We start from the raw sequence: 13,308 nt of genomic DNA, 5'->3' as shown, positions 1-13,308 counted from the left end.
TGCATGTATTAGGCACGCCGCCAGCGTTCGTCCTGAGCCAGGATCAAACTCTCCATAATAGGTGAGTCGATTAGCTCGACTTTGTTGCTGGCGTCAAATTAATGACGTTTTAAAATGAACAATTAAGTTCAAGTTTTGCTTCCCACACCGAAGTGTGTTCCGCTTTATTGTTGACGTTTTGCTGTTCAGTTTTCAAGGTTCATTAGGTAATTATATGGAGCGGGTGAAGAGAATCGAACTCTCATCATCAGCTTGGAAGGCTGAGGTTTTACCACTAAACTACACCCGCGTTATTATATTATATAGAAGGTATTTTGGCGCGCCCGGCAGGAGTCGAACCCACAACCTTCTGATCCGTAGTCAGACGCTCTATCCAATTGAGCTACGGGCGCTAGTATTTTTGGTGCGGCCGAGAAGAGTCGAACTTCCACGGGATTTCTCCCACTAGGCCCTCAACCTAGCGCGTCTGCCATTCCGCCACGACCGCTTGATGTTTTAACGACAATACTTAGTATACCACGTTAATTCAAGAAGTCAACAACAAAATTATGAGCCATGTAGGATTCGAACCTACGACCCTCTGATTAAAAGTCAGATGCTCTACCAACTGAGCTAATGGCTCGCAAACTTAGAAAAACATTTGGCTGGGGTACCTGGATTCGAACCAGGGCGTGACGGAATCAAAATCCGTTGCCTTACCGCTTGGCTATACCCCAATAAAAAATGGCGGTCCCGACGGGAATCGAACCCGCGATCTCCTGCGTGACAGGCAGGCATGTTAACCGCTACACCACGGGACCATTTGGTTGCGGGGGCAGGATTTGAACCTGCGACCTTTGGGTTATGAGCCCAACGAGCTACCGTGCTGCTCCACCCCGCGATAATATGATTGTTATAAACACTATGACTCAACGCTTATGGTGAGTTTGACATCTGCATCGGCTTTCGCCTGCTTCGATGTTAATCGCCATCTTCGTTTGGCGATTTGCGCCACCCTCGCGATTACTTTAGAAGTAATTCGGAATGTGAGTTGTACGACCCTCGCGACTTCTTTATAGAAGAGATTACTTAGCGTGAATGCTTGTACATCTTTTTCTCGAAATCGTTATGTAGAGTATAACATAGTTTGTTTATAAGTTGATTGGTGACCCCTACGGGATTCGAACCCGTGTTACCGCCGTGAAAGGGCGGTGTCTTAACCGCTTGACCAAGGGGCCATATTGGCTCCGAAGGTAGGACTCGAACCTACGACCATCGCATTAACAGTGCGGTGCTCTACCACTGAGCTACTTCGGAATAATGTTATGTAACTAACCGACTTTTCTTATTATAGTGAGGTACTTCTTCCTCGTCAACCACTTTTGGCCATTTTCTCTAAAGAAATATTATTCCACTTTTAATAATCGCCCAGAACACTTGCCACAGCGGTATTTGTTGGTATTTAAACGAATTTTCCGTCTATATAGCGAACCACAAGAGATACATCCATAGACATGTTGGGCTACTCTTTTCTTTCTTTTTACCGACACTAAGTTTGCACAAAATCTCGGGGATTTAGTCACTTTTAATAAATCTTTAAAATCTTTATCGCGATGTTTATAGCCTTTTCCTTCTATATGTAAATGATAATGGCACAATTCGTGGCGAATGATTCCTTCAAGTTCATCTAGACCATATAATTCGAATGATTTTGGATTGATTTGAATGTGATGTGATTGCAGCATATATCGGCCACCTGTTGTTTTAAGACGGCTATTGAAATAAGCTTCATGTTTAAAAGGCTTATGAAACACGTTTTCAGAGATGCTCACTACCAGTTGATGTAGTTCTTCGTTCGTCATGCCACCCATCCTTTGAATACATTAGAGCCTGCCTACCTATTCATGATAGGCAGGCTCCTTTTAGTTTTGTTTTACTGGCGGAAGCATTGTAAGTGAAATGCGTCCTTTTGTTTTTTCGACTTGTTCCACCCATACTGTCACAATATCACCAAGAGCAACAACGTCTAGTGGATGTTTGACGAAGCCTTTTTTTAGTTTGGAAATGTGGACAAGGCCATCTTGTTTTACACCGATGTCTACAAAAGCGCCAAAATCAACAACGTTGCGAACTGTTCCTTGCAATTCCATTCCACTTGCCAAGTCTTCCATTTGAAGAACATCCGTCTTCAGCAATGGTTGAGGGAATTGATCACGTGGATCACGTGTCGGTTTTTTTAAGGTATCCACGATATCTTTCAACGTAATTTCCCCAATATCTAATCGCTCACTCAACTCTTTCAAATCTATCTCATTAAGAGCGAGTTCAGCTTCTTTCGTGCCGATTTGTGCTTTCTTCAACCCTGCTGTTTTCAGTACTTCTTCAGCACTTTGATAACTTTCCGGATGGATACCAGTCGCATCAAACGGGTTTTTTGCTTCAGGAATACGTAAGAACCCAATAGCTTGCTCGTATGTTTTGGCGCCGAGACGCGGAATTTTCTTCAGTTGTGCGCGTGAAGTGAACTTGCCATTTTCATCTCGCATGATGATGACATTTTCAGCTACGGTTTTGGAGAGACCCGAAACATATTGTAATAACGATGCAGAGGCTGTGTTAATGTTAACACCCACTTGGTTAACGGCAGTTTCTACTATAAATGTTAATGATTCATTTAGTTTTTTCTGCGAGACGTCGTGTTGGTATTGTCCAACCCCTACTGCTTTAGGTTCAATTTTGACTAATTCTGATAGCGGATCCTGTAGTCTTCGAGCAATCGATACTGCACTGCGTTGTTCTACCTGAAGATGAGGAAATTCCGCACGAGCAGTGTCTGAAGCCGAATAAACACTGGCACCAGCTTCGTTTACAATGACATAAGCAATTTCACGATCTGCTTCTTTCAAACATTCCGCGACGAATTGCTCCGTTTCACGAGAGGCTGTTCCGTTACCTATGGCAACGATTGAAACAGGGTATCGCTTCAATACATCCAAAATGGTTTTTTTGGACGTTGTCGGATCTGCTTTTGGTGGATGTGGATAAATGACGGATACTTCCTGAAGCTTCCCGGTATCATCCACGACAGCTAATTTACAACCTGTACGATAGGCCGGATCTACCCCAAGAACGACTTTACCTTTCAATGGCGGCTGTAATAAAAGGTTTCGCAAGTTTTCAGAGAAGATATGAATGGCTTGTGTTTCCCCTTTTTCTGTTAGCTCCGTGCGAATTTCCCGCTCGACTGATGGAGCAATCAGGCGTTTATAAGAATCCTCAATCGCTTCAGCTACTTGACTGATGCTTGGCGAGGAACTGTGCGTTGGAATCCACTCATCGCGCATAACACTAATGATTCTATCCACTGGTGTAAGCAAATTGATCTTCAAAATATCTTCTTTTTCACCACGGTTTAATGCAAGAACTCGATGGGGCACAATTTTCTTTACTGGCTCCGTGTAATCATAATACATTTCGAATACGCTTTTCTCGTCGGCCTCTTGTTTTTTCACAGTGGATACAATTGACCCTTCTGCACGAGTTAAGTTTCGGATTTTCTCTCGTATTTTCGCGTCATCCGCAAATTGTTCTGCTAAAATATCACGCGCACCTTGCAATGCTTCGTCAGCGTTCATCACTTCTTTTTCTTCATTGATAAAGTCTTTTGCTAGCTCTACCGGCTGTGTTTGGGAAAATTTTAATATTAACGAAGCTAAAGGTTCTAATCCTTTTTCTTTTGCTATTGTCGCTTTTGTTCTGCGTTTTTGCTTATATGGTCGGTACAAATCTTCGAGTCTTTGTAATACAGAGGCTGCCTGAATGGCTTGGGTTAATTCTTCAGTTAATTTCCCTTGCTCATCGATCAAGCGAAGCACTTCTTCTTTTCTTTGCTCTAGTTGCTGTATGTAACGGTAACGATCTTCAACCGCTTTAATTTGTACTTCATCCAGTGAGCCTGTCGCTTCTTTTCGGTAGCGTGCAATAAAAGGAACCGTATTACCTTCTTCCAGTAAATCGATAACTTGCCGGGCTTGTGCTGGGCGTACATTTGTTTCTTTAGCTATTCGTTGCATCATTTGTTTAGCGTCCATGTGACATATCATCCTTTCGCTTTACATCCATTTATTTTAACATAAGAAAAGCGTAAAGCGCCTCTCTTGCCTGACACAAGGAAATGAATAGGCTCTTAGCAGATGCAGAGAATGCTTCGCCTTTCAGAGCACTAAGTGACGCGTGGAGCTAGACATAGCTAATCTTGGATGAAACGAAATCCAAACCAATTTAAGACACAAAAAAACCCGCTCCATTTTATTGGAGCAGGCTACCGGCGATAAATGTTGCATCGTCACCATGTTTAATTGTTTGTATTAATGTTTGGTGCAAATCATAGGCTCCTGTACTACTTCTCATCGTGCTCTTAGGGTTTCCTAAGACGACACCATCGGAATGAAAAAGGAACAAATCACCCGGTTTATAGGAATAAATTTGAGTTCGAAGCTTTTGAGGTCTTCCCGATAAATAACCCATTACTGGTAGTGGGTAAATCATTTTATCGTCATCTCTTCTAGTCATATAAAACTTGATGTTTCCTACACAGCTATATGCAATGGTCTTAGCAGAAAAGTTGACTTTGGTAATCGCTACAGCAGCGCCACGTTTTTGGAACATTAATTTGTTGCATCTCAGCAATAATTCATCAATTGTTTCATGATGGTATTCGGCCAAAATCATCGGAATGATTTCAGATGATTGTCTCGCAATTGGTCCATTGCCTAAGCCATCAGCAATAGCACATAAAAAATACTCCTCATTCATATACGTGAAATACGTATCTCCCGATTCATTGTTTCCCTCTTTTGCTTCCTGATAGACGAATACCTCTAAAAAAGGATGTCGTATCGAGTTCATTACGACACTCCACCAGCTGCAAGAATTGCATCTTGTAACTTTTTAATAGCTTTTCGTTGTAATCGGGAAACATGCATTTGGGAAATACCGAGTTTGTCACCGGCTTCTTTCTGGCTTAACTGATCAATATATGTAAATTGGATGACTTGTTTCTCCCGTTCAGAAAGAACACTGAGTGCATTTGCTACTAACATACGCTGATCTGTTTTTTCATAACCATCATCTTGCTGGCCAATAACGTCAAATAAAGTAATGCTACTTCCATCCGAATCAGATTCAAGAGAATGGTCCATCGAAAGAGCTTGGTAGCTTTTACCCATTTCCATTGCTTCTAATACATCATCTTCATCTACTTCGAGATATTCAGCGATTTCAACGATTTTTGGTGAACGTTGAAGTTCTGTGGTTAACGTTTCAACAGCAGATTTTATTCGTGGTCCGAGCTCTTTAATGCGACGTGGAACATGTACTGCCCATGTCTTATCACGCAGAAAACGTTTAATCTCGCCAATTATTGTTGGAACTGCAAAGGCTTCAAACGTTCTGCCAAACTCAGGGTCGTATCGACGGATAGCACCAAGTAAACCTAACATGCCAACTTGTACAATATCTTCGTGATATGATTTCCCATTTGAATATTTCCGTGCAATGGACTCAACCAGTCGTTGATAATTTATCACCAGGTTGGTTTGAGCTTCTGCATCTTCAGACTCTTGATACGCTTTAATCCACTCGAGAATTTGTTCTTTAGTTTGATGATTAGGAGGAGATAGTTTCGACATTCTCTTCCACCTGCTCTTCTCCGACATACTTTGTCATAAAGACTGTTACGCCCTCTTGGTGGTGGACTTTCACTTCATCCATTAATGTCTCAATTAAATACAAACCAAGTCCACCTTCACGTAAAAACTGTACTTCTTGTTGTTCGTGATAAGGTCCAACTTTGGCTTTTGTTTCTTCAAAGTTAAAGCTTTTACCATGGTCTGATACCATGATTTCAATTTTGTCTGGATAGAGTGCACATCCGACAACAACTTCACCTTCATCAACTCCAGTGTAAGCATGTTGCACGGCATTAGTGATTGCTTCTGAAGAAGCGATTTTTAAATCTTCGATATCATCGTATGTAAAGCCAATTCGACTGGCCAATCCGGATATAGTTAAACGGGCAACACCCACGTATTGGGGTTTTGCAGGCACTCGAATCTCTACATAATCAAATGGTCTCATGATCAGTTTCCACCTTTATCGTCTGTCTCAATATCCATAATTTCACCAAGACCAGTTATATCAAATAATCTCTTTAGACGAGGCGATAATCCCGTTAACTTAACATGGCCGTTAATGGCATTAATATTCTTGAAAAACGCGACAATAACACCCAATCCAGTACTATCCATATATGATACATCCGACATGTCTAATTCTGCTTGCAAGCCATCATTAGGCTGTACAGTAGCTAATTTTTCACGAAGTATCGGTGCTGTAAATGCATCGATTTCTCCGCTAATAAAACCTTTAACGAAATTCTCTTCTTCTTTTATCACGACTTGAATATTCATCTATTGACACCCCGTCCATCCACTGTAACTTAATTGATAATTACTTAATACCACTTCGATATCTTTTTGAAACCTTTTAACATGTTTTTTTGAAAATAACGAGTGTAAAGTCATCACGAAGCTCAAAATTTTGCATTTTTTCCAGTTCTTTAAACACGGTATCTACAATTGTTTGAGCAGATTCGTGTCGTAATGAATAAATCAAAGACGCAATGATTTCCTGTTCAATGAAACCTTCATCCGTTCTGCACTCCGTCACACCATCCGTCATCATCGCAACAAAGTCGCCACATTCCATTTTGACATCGTGCTGTGTATAAGTGACATTCGGTACAACACCCAGCAAAAGACCTTTTGCATGAAGTTCAGAGAACTCTTCTTTTTGAGCATCGTAAAAAAGGGCAGGCTCGTGACCTGCCGAGGCGTATGTAAAGGTTGATTGTTCAACATTATAGCGACCGTAAAACATGGAGATGAACATATCGTCATTGACACTTTTCTCAACAATGCGATTGATAACATCCAATACTTTTTTTGGATCGGAAGTTGCATCCTGTAAACTGTCCATCCCATATTTGATCATGGACATGCATAGTGCAGCAGGAATTCCTTTACCGATGACATCAGCAACTGCAACGCCAGCATTATTCAAATCGTCGCTGAGAAAATAAATATAATCCCCATTCATTTTACGAGCCGGCACAGAAACAAGACCAATCTCCAAACCAGAAACTTTCGGAACAGTTGTTTTCAATAAAGTTCGTTGAACATTGGCAGCTAAGTCCATTTCAACCTTCATTTCTTCCTGCTGTTCCAACAAGCTCTGATGTTCTGCATGAGCAAGCCCATAACGGATCATCATTTCGATTAGCAAATCAAATGAATTCCAAACATTCATTGGCAACTCCGGAAACATTTCTTCTAGTGCTGCCTTATGTATGCTAATTACCTCTTCGGGAGCTATGTTTTTTTGTATAAGTTGACGGCTGAAGTTTTGACCTGCATATAAATTCTGCTCTGTTTGACGCATGACATATTGTCGGAGTATTTCCTTATATTGCCTTTCAATTTCTTGAGGCATTTAATCTAACCCCCTAACGAATCCACTTCGTCGCTTTTATTACGGTTCCTTCACCTAAAACTGTGTCTATTTTAAAATCATCCATTAAACGTTTTACTCCAGGCATACCAGCACCTAATCCACCAGAAGTAGAGAAGCCATCCTCCATCACTTTACGAACATCGGGAATTCCCGGTCCTTCGTCTGATGCAATAATAATAATGCCAAATGATCCGCCTTCTGATATACGTTCAATTTCGATTTTACCTTTTCCCGCATATAAGTAAATATTACGAGCCAGTTCACTGATTGCTGTTGTGATACGTGCCTGATCAACCGTGCCGAAGCCCACTTCTTTTGCTTCGTTACGACCAAGTTGTCTAGCAGCAACAATGTCCCACTCAGTTAAAATTTCTACAGAAGACCGATACCCCATACTTAGGCCTCCAATTCTCGTTGGAGTTTTTCAAGACCATTCTCTAAGTCTAATGCTGTCATCACATCATCTAAACGAATTCCCAATTCGATAAGTGTAATTGCTACCGCGGGCTGAATTCCTGTAATAACCACTTTGGCACCCATTAATCCAGACATACTGATGACATCTCCTAGAACTTTAGCGATAAAAGAGTCTATAAAGTCGATTGGTGTTAAATCGATAACTACTCCACGCGCACTTGTTTCATGCATCTTGGTAAGTAAATCTTCTTGGAATTGTAATGCAGTTTGATCATCAAGCTCCCATTGAATTGAAACAATCAGACAGTCTTTTAATTTCAAAATTGGAATACGTAAGTTCATTCCTCTTCCACCTCCACGATTTTGCGGTTTGTCCACGCCAATGCTTGTTCAACACCACGTTGCAAAGTGCTTGTAGTAGTGAAATCTTTCAAATTAATTCCTAAAGTGACGATTGTTTGTGCAATTTCAGGACGAATTCCGACCAACATACACTTCGCCCCAACTAAACGAACTGCGTCTGCTGCCTGAATGATATGATGTGCAACCATTGTATCCACAACTGGTACGCCCGTAATATCCAGCAACACGACTTCAGCACGATGTTTTACGACACCGTCCAACAAGTTTTCCATTATCAGTTTTGCACGCTCTGTGTCGATTGTGCCGACAAGTGGCATAACTGAGATTTTGTCAAAAACCGGGATCAATGATGCTGAAAGTTCCTGTAACGCAATTTTTTGCAATTGCACAGTACGTTCCCATGTTTTAGCATACGTTTCTACAATGCCATCACGCATAGGTGTAATCCAATTAGCGAAAACCAAAACATATTCCTTCATATTGCTCTCTGTGATGGTTTCATTTTGTTCCAACATATCGTATACAACTTGTGAAAAATGAGTGATTGCTTTCATTACAAAGCTGATTGACCAGCCAAATCGAACAACTTTGCTAGTAAATTCGTTCAGGCGATTCACATAGTTTTTCTCACCTTCAAATAGGTTGGAAATCATTAACTCTGCAAATTCACGACTTGTTTTGTCGATGACATCTTGCGACATTATTTGAAAGAAACGTTCCTCTGAATCGTCTTTCATTAATTCCTGCCATCTGACAAGTATTTCATCTATATTATCTTGAATGAATGTTGCCATCTGTTTATTCATATAGTTTGGTGAAGCCTCCTCGAATCAAATTCATATGTTCCTGCTATTGTATCTGAAAATTGCCAACTACACACGTGTTTTAAATTGGACCAAAAAAACATCGTACACAAAATCTGCGCACGATGTCCTTTATTATGTATGATTAAAACTTTACGAGGCCGAGACTAATTTCAAGCGCCTCATCTACTTCTTCCATCAGTACATCATCCAGCTGGGTAATTTTATCCGTCAGCCGCGATTTATCAATCGTACGCAATTGTTCAAGCAAAATAACAGAATCCCGTTCAAACCCATACTTTTTAGCATTGATTTCTACATGTGTTGGTAATTTTGCTTTTTGAATTTGCGCAGTGATAGCCGCAATGATGACTGTAGGGCTGAAACGATTCCCGATATCGTTTTGTATCACCAGAACGGGCCTTGTTCCACCTTGTTCAGACCCGACTACTGGTGATAAGTCAGCAAAAAAAACGTCACCACGTTTTACGTTCAAGATTTCATCCTCCGCTTACGAGACGCTCCACCGTATGCTCCGCTTCGTATTCCAAATGCAGACACTCGCTTGCAATTGACAAGTTGATATGGGACATTTCCACGTAGCCCTTGATCATCGCTTCTCGTATAAGATTGGGTTGAACATGTTTAATCACTTTTTTTGTCGAAATATAAACAAACTCTCCTGGCTCAGCCAGTTGTTGCTCTTTCTGTCTATCAAGATCGTTCACAAATTTTCGTGGGAGTTTTACGATAACTTCCTTTGTTTCTCTCTTTTCATTCACAGTCAACACCTCCGACAAACCCGTCCCTCTTTTCAATACTTTTCTATCTTACCATTCAAAACTTGGTATGAGAAGACAAAGAAGGAAAATATCTGACAATATTTTTAGTTTAGTCGGTTTATGTCGAACACTATTGCGGATATGTCCTTGGCACCCTATTCGTCAGTACACAAGGAATTTCGTACGATATTGTTTGCAGTTTCTGTGCCCACTCTTCAATGGTTACTAGTTCATTTCCTTGTCTTCCAATTAACACAACTGGTTCGCCAACCGGAACATGTCCATCCAGATGAACCATACACTGGTCCATACAAATTCTTCCGATGACCGGCAAGCGTTTTCCTTGAATCAATACTTCTTGTCCACTCAACCCCCGGAGCATACCATCCGCATAACCGATTGGAAGTGTGGCTATCCACTCTTCCTCATCGGCAGTGTAAGTAGCACCATAACTGATTGTAGAACCTTTAGTCACTTTTTTGACATGCACAACTTCTGTATGCAAACTCATTGCTTTTTCCAATGGAAAAGGAAGTCCATTATCAACATGTGCTGATGGTGATATTCCGTACATCGAGATCCCAAACCGTACTGCGTCAAATAGTGATTCTTTGTGCATCAATGCAGCTGCACTGTTCGCAGTATGAATACATCGTGGTTTTTCAGGAAAGCAATGCAAAAACGTTTTGAACTTTTCTAGCTGACGTGTAAATTGGTCCATATCTTTATCATCAGCCGTCGCATAATGAGTAAAGACGCCATCAATCACGACATCTTGTCGATGATTGATAGTTTGAATAAGCGTGCTTAATTCTGATTCCGTAGTTACACCTAACCTACCCATGCCAGTGTCAATTTTAATATGTATTTTCAGCTTTTTGGGTAAGGACGGAATGTGAAGAAACCAATCATTTTGAAAAACGGTAAGCATAATATCGTGCTGGCTGGCAGCATTTGCAAAGGATGGGGGAGATGCACCTAACACAAGAATGGGCGATTCGATGCCACTTTCCCGCAATCGAATCGCTTCATCTGGTGTGGCAACGGCAAGCATGCTTGCCCCCGCTTCTATTGCAGCAGTCGAAACTTCATAATCACCATGTCCATAAGCATTTGCTTTTACTACCGCGATCACATCACTAGATGGACCAATATGTTTCTTCAGATTAAGTATATTCATTTTTATTGCATTCAAATCAATTTGTGCGAATGTTGGTCGATAAAAATTAGCTGGTTGCATGGTTATACCTCATTTAAAGTACGATAGTTATAATAATTGTTTTATTTTAAATCATCTGCAGTCATCGATGAAGCCACTGTTATCATTTCTTCACGAGACATCGAATCTGATGCTAAGAAGAATTGAATGCCGTTCTGTTCCCAAGTGATTGATTGATCTGTGATGGCCCCGATTGCAAATCCAAGATCGGCAGGGTCGCCAGCAGCAAAAACAGGTACTAAGTCAACAGATTTTTTCGTAATTGGAGATTGAATGAGCGTAAACTCTTTTTTACCACCATACGTCATGATTACTCGTTCTTGTGTATCATTTTTAATCACTTTTTCCTCCAGCTTATCTACGCCTTCCCACTGTAAAGAAGGGTAATGCGTTTTGAATACTGGTACCTCAGCATCTTTACTTGCAGTTTCATTCTCTGTTTTTTCTTCAGAAGGCATCTCCGCTTTGTAATCGGCAGCACTTCTTGAAGTTCCTAATGTAATCTTATCAAAAGTAATCAAGATTTGTTCTTGTTTTTGATCATTTAAGATAGATACTTTTGTCGGAAGTAATGTTTTCTTACTGATATGGATTTGTTGTGTCGGCAACATTTTTTGATGACTGTTTCTAGTTTTTGTTTCAAAGATATACGAATTTTTGTTTTCTGTCATTTTTGACGCTTTATCCGCTTTAATATCTTGTGCTAAAGACCCGATTAAATAGGCTTGGCTATTTTTTTCCGGCCAATCACTCTGGAATTTGTAAGTCTTACCTAATGTAGGGGTAATCACAAATACGCCTTCTTTATTTCGAACAATCGTTTGTGAAACATCTTCTTCCGCTTGGCTAACTTTCACTCGGTAAAATTCTGGTTTTGTGTGCCACACACTGACATCGTAAAGACGTGGTTCAGAACCTGTACTGATTTGCATCTGTGCTTCTAACTCATACCCTTTCGTGTCAACCCATTTACTACTCAACTTCTTCAACACATCTTCTTTTGACTCTGCCCCACATGCTGTTAACAAAAGCATTAACAGTACAACTAACCCTGCAAATAAACGGCTACGCATAAATCCACCCTTTCTCATATCGATCCGTTAAAACATCTTATGAAAGAGGGACAGGGATTATTCAACCAATATTACTTGGGCTGCGGCGAATTGTTTTGTGTGTGTAATACTCACATGACCGTTGACTTCTTGTCCTTTAAAATACAGGACAGGTTTTCCCACACTGTTTGAAATCACTTCAATATCCTGAAAGCTGCAATGCTTGCCTATGCCAGTCCCTAATGCTTTTGCAAATGCTTCTTTCGCTGCAAAACGACCAGCTAAAAATTCAAGTTGTCTTGCTTCTTTCAAATTAGTAAAGCGCTCCAATTCACGTACAGTCAGAATACGGCTTTTAAATTTAGTCGTAAGCATATGTGCATCTTTGATACGTTCAATTTCTGTCACATCCAAGCCAATTCCTTTAATCATGCAACACTTCTCCTTTCAACCCATGGCATTTTCACGGTATAATATTTACATAGAAATTCGAGGTGAATTCATGTTTAGTCGTACAGAAAATTTTTCACAATACATTAAGTCTTACCCAGTGGTTTCTACAATTATTGCCCTTAATGTTATCATTCATTTGCTTACATTAGTCCCAGTCATTGGCCCAGTGCTATTTAATTATGGAGCAGGTGTCAATTACCTAATCTCCGATGGACAATGGTGGCGTTTCATCACGCCAATGTTTTTGCACGCAGGTTTAATGCATTTACTGTTCAATATGTTTTCACTATATTTGTTTGGACCTGAACTTGAAAAGCTTGCAGGAAAAGTCCGTTTTTTAACCATTTATTTCATGGCAGGATTATTCGGTACCGTTGCAACTTTCCTTTTGCAAGACGCTAATTATGTTCATGTCGGTGCAAGTGGTGCTATTTATGGACTGCTCGGGGCTTTTGGTGCACTGGTGTACTATGCACGCAAAACATTACCCCAACTTCGTCAAATTATTTTACCGATCATTGTCATCAGTATCGTCATGACCTTCTTAACACCAAACATTAACGCTACCGCTCATTTAAGCGGTTTGGCTGTTGGTTTCCTGATTGGACTTAGTTACTTCCATCCTCAACGAATCATTAGCTGGAAAAAGAGAAAAAGATAGGACAGCC

General features: G+C 40.6%; 16 protein-coding genes, 9 tRNA genes and 1 rRNA gene. 1 reads left to right on the top strand and 25 read right to left on the bottom strand.

The window, feature by feature from the left end:
- From AC1DSL_RS01815 to acpS, 25 genes are all read right to left on the bottom strand, one after another.
- A 16S ribosomal RNA gene (locus AC1DSL_RS01815) occupies window positions 1-59 on the bottom strand; the annotation flags it as partial.
- A 156-nt stretch (window positions 60-215) separates the two neighbouring features.
- Window positions 216-289 (bottom strand) — tRNA-Gly (locus AC1DSL_RS01810).
- A gap of 26 nt (window positions 290-315) precedes the next feature.
- Window positions 316-392 (bottom strand) — tRNA-Arg (locus tag AC1DSL_RS01805).
- A gap of 9 nt (window positions 393-401) precedes the next feature.
- Window positions 402-487 (bottom strand) — tRNA-Leu (locus AC1DSL_RS01800).
- Between the two features lie 62 nt (window positions 488-549).
- Window positions 550-622, bottom strand: a tRNA-Lys gene (locus AC1DSL_RS01795).
- 19 nt (window positions 623-641) lie between these two features.
- A tRNA-Gln gene (locus tag AC1DSL_RS01790) sits at window positions 642-716 on the bottom strand.
- Window positions 717-724: 8 nt separating this feature from the next.
- A tRNA-Asp gene (locus AC1DSL_RS01785) sits at window positions 725-800 on the bottom strand.
- A gap of 3 nt (window positions 801-803) precedes the next feature.
- Window positions 804-880: transfer RNA gene (locus AC1DSL_RS01780), tRNA-Met, on the bottom strand.
- Window positions 881-1,142: 262 nt separating this feature from the next.
- A tRNA-Glu gene (locus AC1DSL_RS01775) sits at window positions 1,143-1,217 on the bottom strand.
- Between the two features lie 4 nt (window positions 1,218-1,221).
- Window positions 1,222-1,296, bottom strand: a tRNA-Asn gene (locus AC1DSL_RS01770).
- Window positions 1,297-1,385: 89 nt separating this feature from the next.
- Window positions 1,386-1,841 carry a SprT family protein gene (locus AC1DSL_RS01765; protein ID WP_477530988.1) on the bottom strand — a complete coding sequence of 152 codons (456 nt, stop codon included), beginning with the start codon at window positions 1,839-1,841 and terminating at the stop codon, window positions 1,386-1,388.
- A 60-nt stretch (window positions 1,842-1,901) separates the two neighbouring features.
- Entirely contained in the window at window positions 1,902-4,070 is a 2,169-nt protein-coding gene (locus AC1DSL_RS01760) for a Tex family protein (RefSeq protein WP_477530987.1), read from the bottom strand.
- 217 nt (window positions 4,071-4,287) lie between these two features.
- On the bottom strand, window positions 4,288-4,887 hold the full coding sequence (locus tag AC1DSL_RS01755) for a PP2C family serine/threonine-protein phosphatase (protein WP_477530986.1): 600 nt from the start codon (window positions 4,885-4,887) through the stop codon (window positions 4,288-4,290).
- Entirely contained in the window at window positions 4,887-5,669 is a 783-nt protein-coding gene (gene sigB, locus AC1DSL_RS01750) for an RNA polymerase sigma factor SigB (protein ID WP_016429766.1), read from the bottom strand. The genes AC1DSL_RS01755 and sigB overlap by 1 nt, the downstream gene beginning before the upstream one ends.
- Window positions 5,647-6,117, bottom strand: a complete 471-nt coding sequence (gene rsbW, locus AC1DSL_RS01745; protein WP_016429765.1) for an anti-sigma B factor RsbW — start codon at window positions 6,115-6,117, stop codon at window positions 5,647-5,649. Before rsbW ends, sigB begins: the two co-directional genes overlap by 23 nt.
- A 2-nt stretch (window positions 6,118-6,119) precedes the next feature.
- The gene (locus tag AC1DSL_RS01740; protein WP_016429764.1) at window positions 6,120-6,449 is read right to left on the bottom strand and encodes an anti-sigma factor antagonist; all 330 of its coding nucleotides are present in this window, start codon (window positions 6,447-6,449) and stop codon (window positions 6,120-6,122) included.
- 76 nt (window positions 6,450-6,525) lie between these two features.
- The gene (locus tag AC1DSL_RS01735; RefSeq protein WP_477530985.1) at window positions 6,526-7,530 is read right to left on the bottom strand and encodes a SpoIIE family protein phosphatase; all 1,005 of its coding nucleotides are present in this window, start codon (window positions 7,528-7,530) and stop codon (window positions 6,526-6,528) included.
- A gap of 13 nt (window positions 7,531-7,543) precedes the next feature.
- Entirely contained in the window at window positions 7,544-7,945 is a 402-nt protein-coding gene (locus tag AC1DSL_RS01730) for an anti-sigma regulatory factor (RefSeq protein WP_016429762.1), read from the bottom strand.
- Between the two features lie 2 nt (window positions 7,946-7,947).
- On the bottom strand, window positions 7,948-8,310 hold the full coding sequence (locus AC1DSL_RS01725; protein WP_016429761.1) for an STAS domain-containing protein: 363 nt from the start codon (window positions 8,308-8,310) through the stop codon (window positions 7,948-7,950).
- Window positions 8,307-9,137 (bottom strand): RsbT co-antagonist protein RsbRA, encoded by an 831-nt coding sequence (locus tag AC1DSL_RS01720; protein WP_477530984.1) that lies wholly within the window; start codon window positions 9,135-9,137, stop codon window positions 8,307-8,309. Before AC1DSL_RS01720 ends, AC1DSL_RS01725 begins: the two co-directional genes overlap by 4 nt.
- A gap of 142 nt (window positions 9,138-9,279) precedes the next feature.
- Complete coding sequence (locus AC1DSL_RS01715) at window positions 9,280-9,630, bottom strand: type II toxin-antitoxin system PemK/MazF family toxin (RefSeq protein ID WP_016429759.1); 351 nt, start codon at window positions 9,628-9,630, stop codon at window positions 9,280-9,282.
- A 4-nt stretch (window positions 9,631-9,634) separates the two neighbouring features.
- Window positions 9,635-9,916, bottom strand: a complete 282-nt coding sequence (locus tag AC1DSL_RS01710; RefSeq protein WP_036660331.1) for a hypothetical protein — start codon at window positions 9,914-9,916, stop codon at window positions 9,635-9,637.
- A gap of 130 nt (window positions 9,917-10,046) precedes the next feature.
- Entirely contained in the window at window positions 10,047-11,156 is a 1,110-nt protein-coding gene (gene alr / locus AC1DSL_RS01705; RefSeq protein WP_477530983.1) for an alanine racemase, read from the bottom strand.
- 41 nt (window positions 11,157-11,197) lie between these two features.
- Window positions 11,198-12,208 (bottom strand): LolA family protein, encoded by a 1,011-nt coding sequence (locus AC1DSL_RS01700; protein ID WP_477530982.1) that lies wholly within the window; start codon window positions 12,206-12,208, stop codon window positions 11,198-11,200.
- 57 nt (window positions 12,209-12,265) lie between these two features.
- On the bottom strand, window positions 12,266-12,619 hold the full coding sequence (gene acpS, locus AC1DSL_RS01695) for a holo-ACP synthase (RefSeq protein ID WP_477530981.1): 354 nt from the start codon (window positions 12,617-12,619) through the stop codon (window positions 12,266-12,268).
- Window positions 12,620-12,689: 70 nt separating this feature from the next.
- On the opposite strand from acpS, the gene AC1DSL_RS01690 reads away from it, so the two are divergent.
- Window positions 12,690-13,301, top strand: coding sequence for a rhomboid family intramembrane serine protease (locus AC1DSL_RS01690; RefSeq protein ID WP_477530980.1), 612 nt, complete (start codon window positions 12,690-12,692; stop codon window positions 13,299-13,301).
- The last annotated feature ends 7 nt before the right edge of the window (window positions 13,302-13,308 follow it).

The sequence above is a fragment of the Paenisporosarcina sp. P4_D4 genome (assembly GCF_056401835.1).
Note: the sequence above shows the minus strand (reverse complement) of the source record. Positions and strands in the feature narration are given on the sequence as shown.

What these genes read in the sequence shown, in the direction of transcription:
- AC1DSL_RS01765 (WP_477530988.1), bottom strand. Translation starts at nt 1,841, where the DNA reads ATGACGAACGAAGAACTACATCAACTGGTAGTGAGCATCTCTGAAAAC.
- AC1DSL_RS01760 (WP_477530987.1), bottom strand. Translation starts at nt 4,070, where the DNA reads ATGGACGCTAAACAAATGATGCAACGAATAGCTAAAGAAACAAATGTA.
- AC1DSL_RS01755 (WP_477530986.1), bottom strand. Translation starts at nt 4,887, where the DNA reads ATGAACTCGATACGACATCCTTTTTTAGAGGTATTCGTCTATCAGGAA.
- sigB (WP_016429766.1), bottom strand. Translation starts at nt 5,669, where the DNA reads ATGTCGAAACTATCTCCTCCTAATCATCAAACTAAAGAACAAATTCTC.
- rsbW (WP_016429765.1), bottom strand. Translation starts at nt 6,117, where the DNA reads ATGAGACCATTTGATTATGTAGAGATTCGAGTGCCTGCAAAACCCCAA.
- AC1DSL_RS01740 (WP_016429764.1), bottom strand. Translation starts at nt 6,449, where the DNA reads ATGAATATTCAAGTCGTGATAAAAGAAGAAGAGAATTTCGTTAAAGGT.
- AC1DSL_RS01735 (WP_477530985.1), bottom strand. Translation starts at nt 7,530, where the DNA reads ATGCCTCAAGAAATTGAAAGGCAATATAAGGAAATACTCCGACAATAT.
- AC1DSL_RS01730 (WP_016429762.1), bottom strand. Translation starts at nt 7,945, where the DNA reads ATGGGGTATCGGTCTTCTGTAGAAATTTTAACTGAGTGGGACATTGTT.
- AC1DSL_RS01725 (WP_016429761.1), bottom strand. Translation starts at nt 8,310, where the DNA reads ATGAACTTACGTATTCCAATTTTGAAATTAAAAGACTGTCTGATTGTT.
- AC1DSL_RS01720 (WP_477530984.1), bottom strand. Translation starts at nt 9,137, where the DNA reads ATGAATAAACAGATGGCAACATTCATTCAAGATAATATAGATGAAATA.
- alr (WP_477530983.1), bottom strand. Translation starts at nt 11,156, where the DNA reads ATGCAACCAGCTAATTTTTATCGACCAACATTCGCACAAATTGATTTG.
- AC1DSL_RS01700 (WP_477530982.1), bottom strand. Translation starts at nt 12,208, where the DNA reads ATGCGTAGCCGTTTATTTGCAGGGTTAGTTGTACTGTTAATGCTTTTG.
- acpS (WP_477530981.1), bottom strand. Translation starts at nt 12,619, where the DNA reads ATGATTAAAGGAATTGGCTTGGATGTGACAGAAATTGAACGTATCAAA.
- AC1DSL_RS01690 (WP_477530980.1), top strand. Translation starts at nt 12,690, where the DNA reads ATGTTTAGTCGTACAGAAAATTTTTCACAATACATTAAGTCTTACCCA.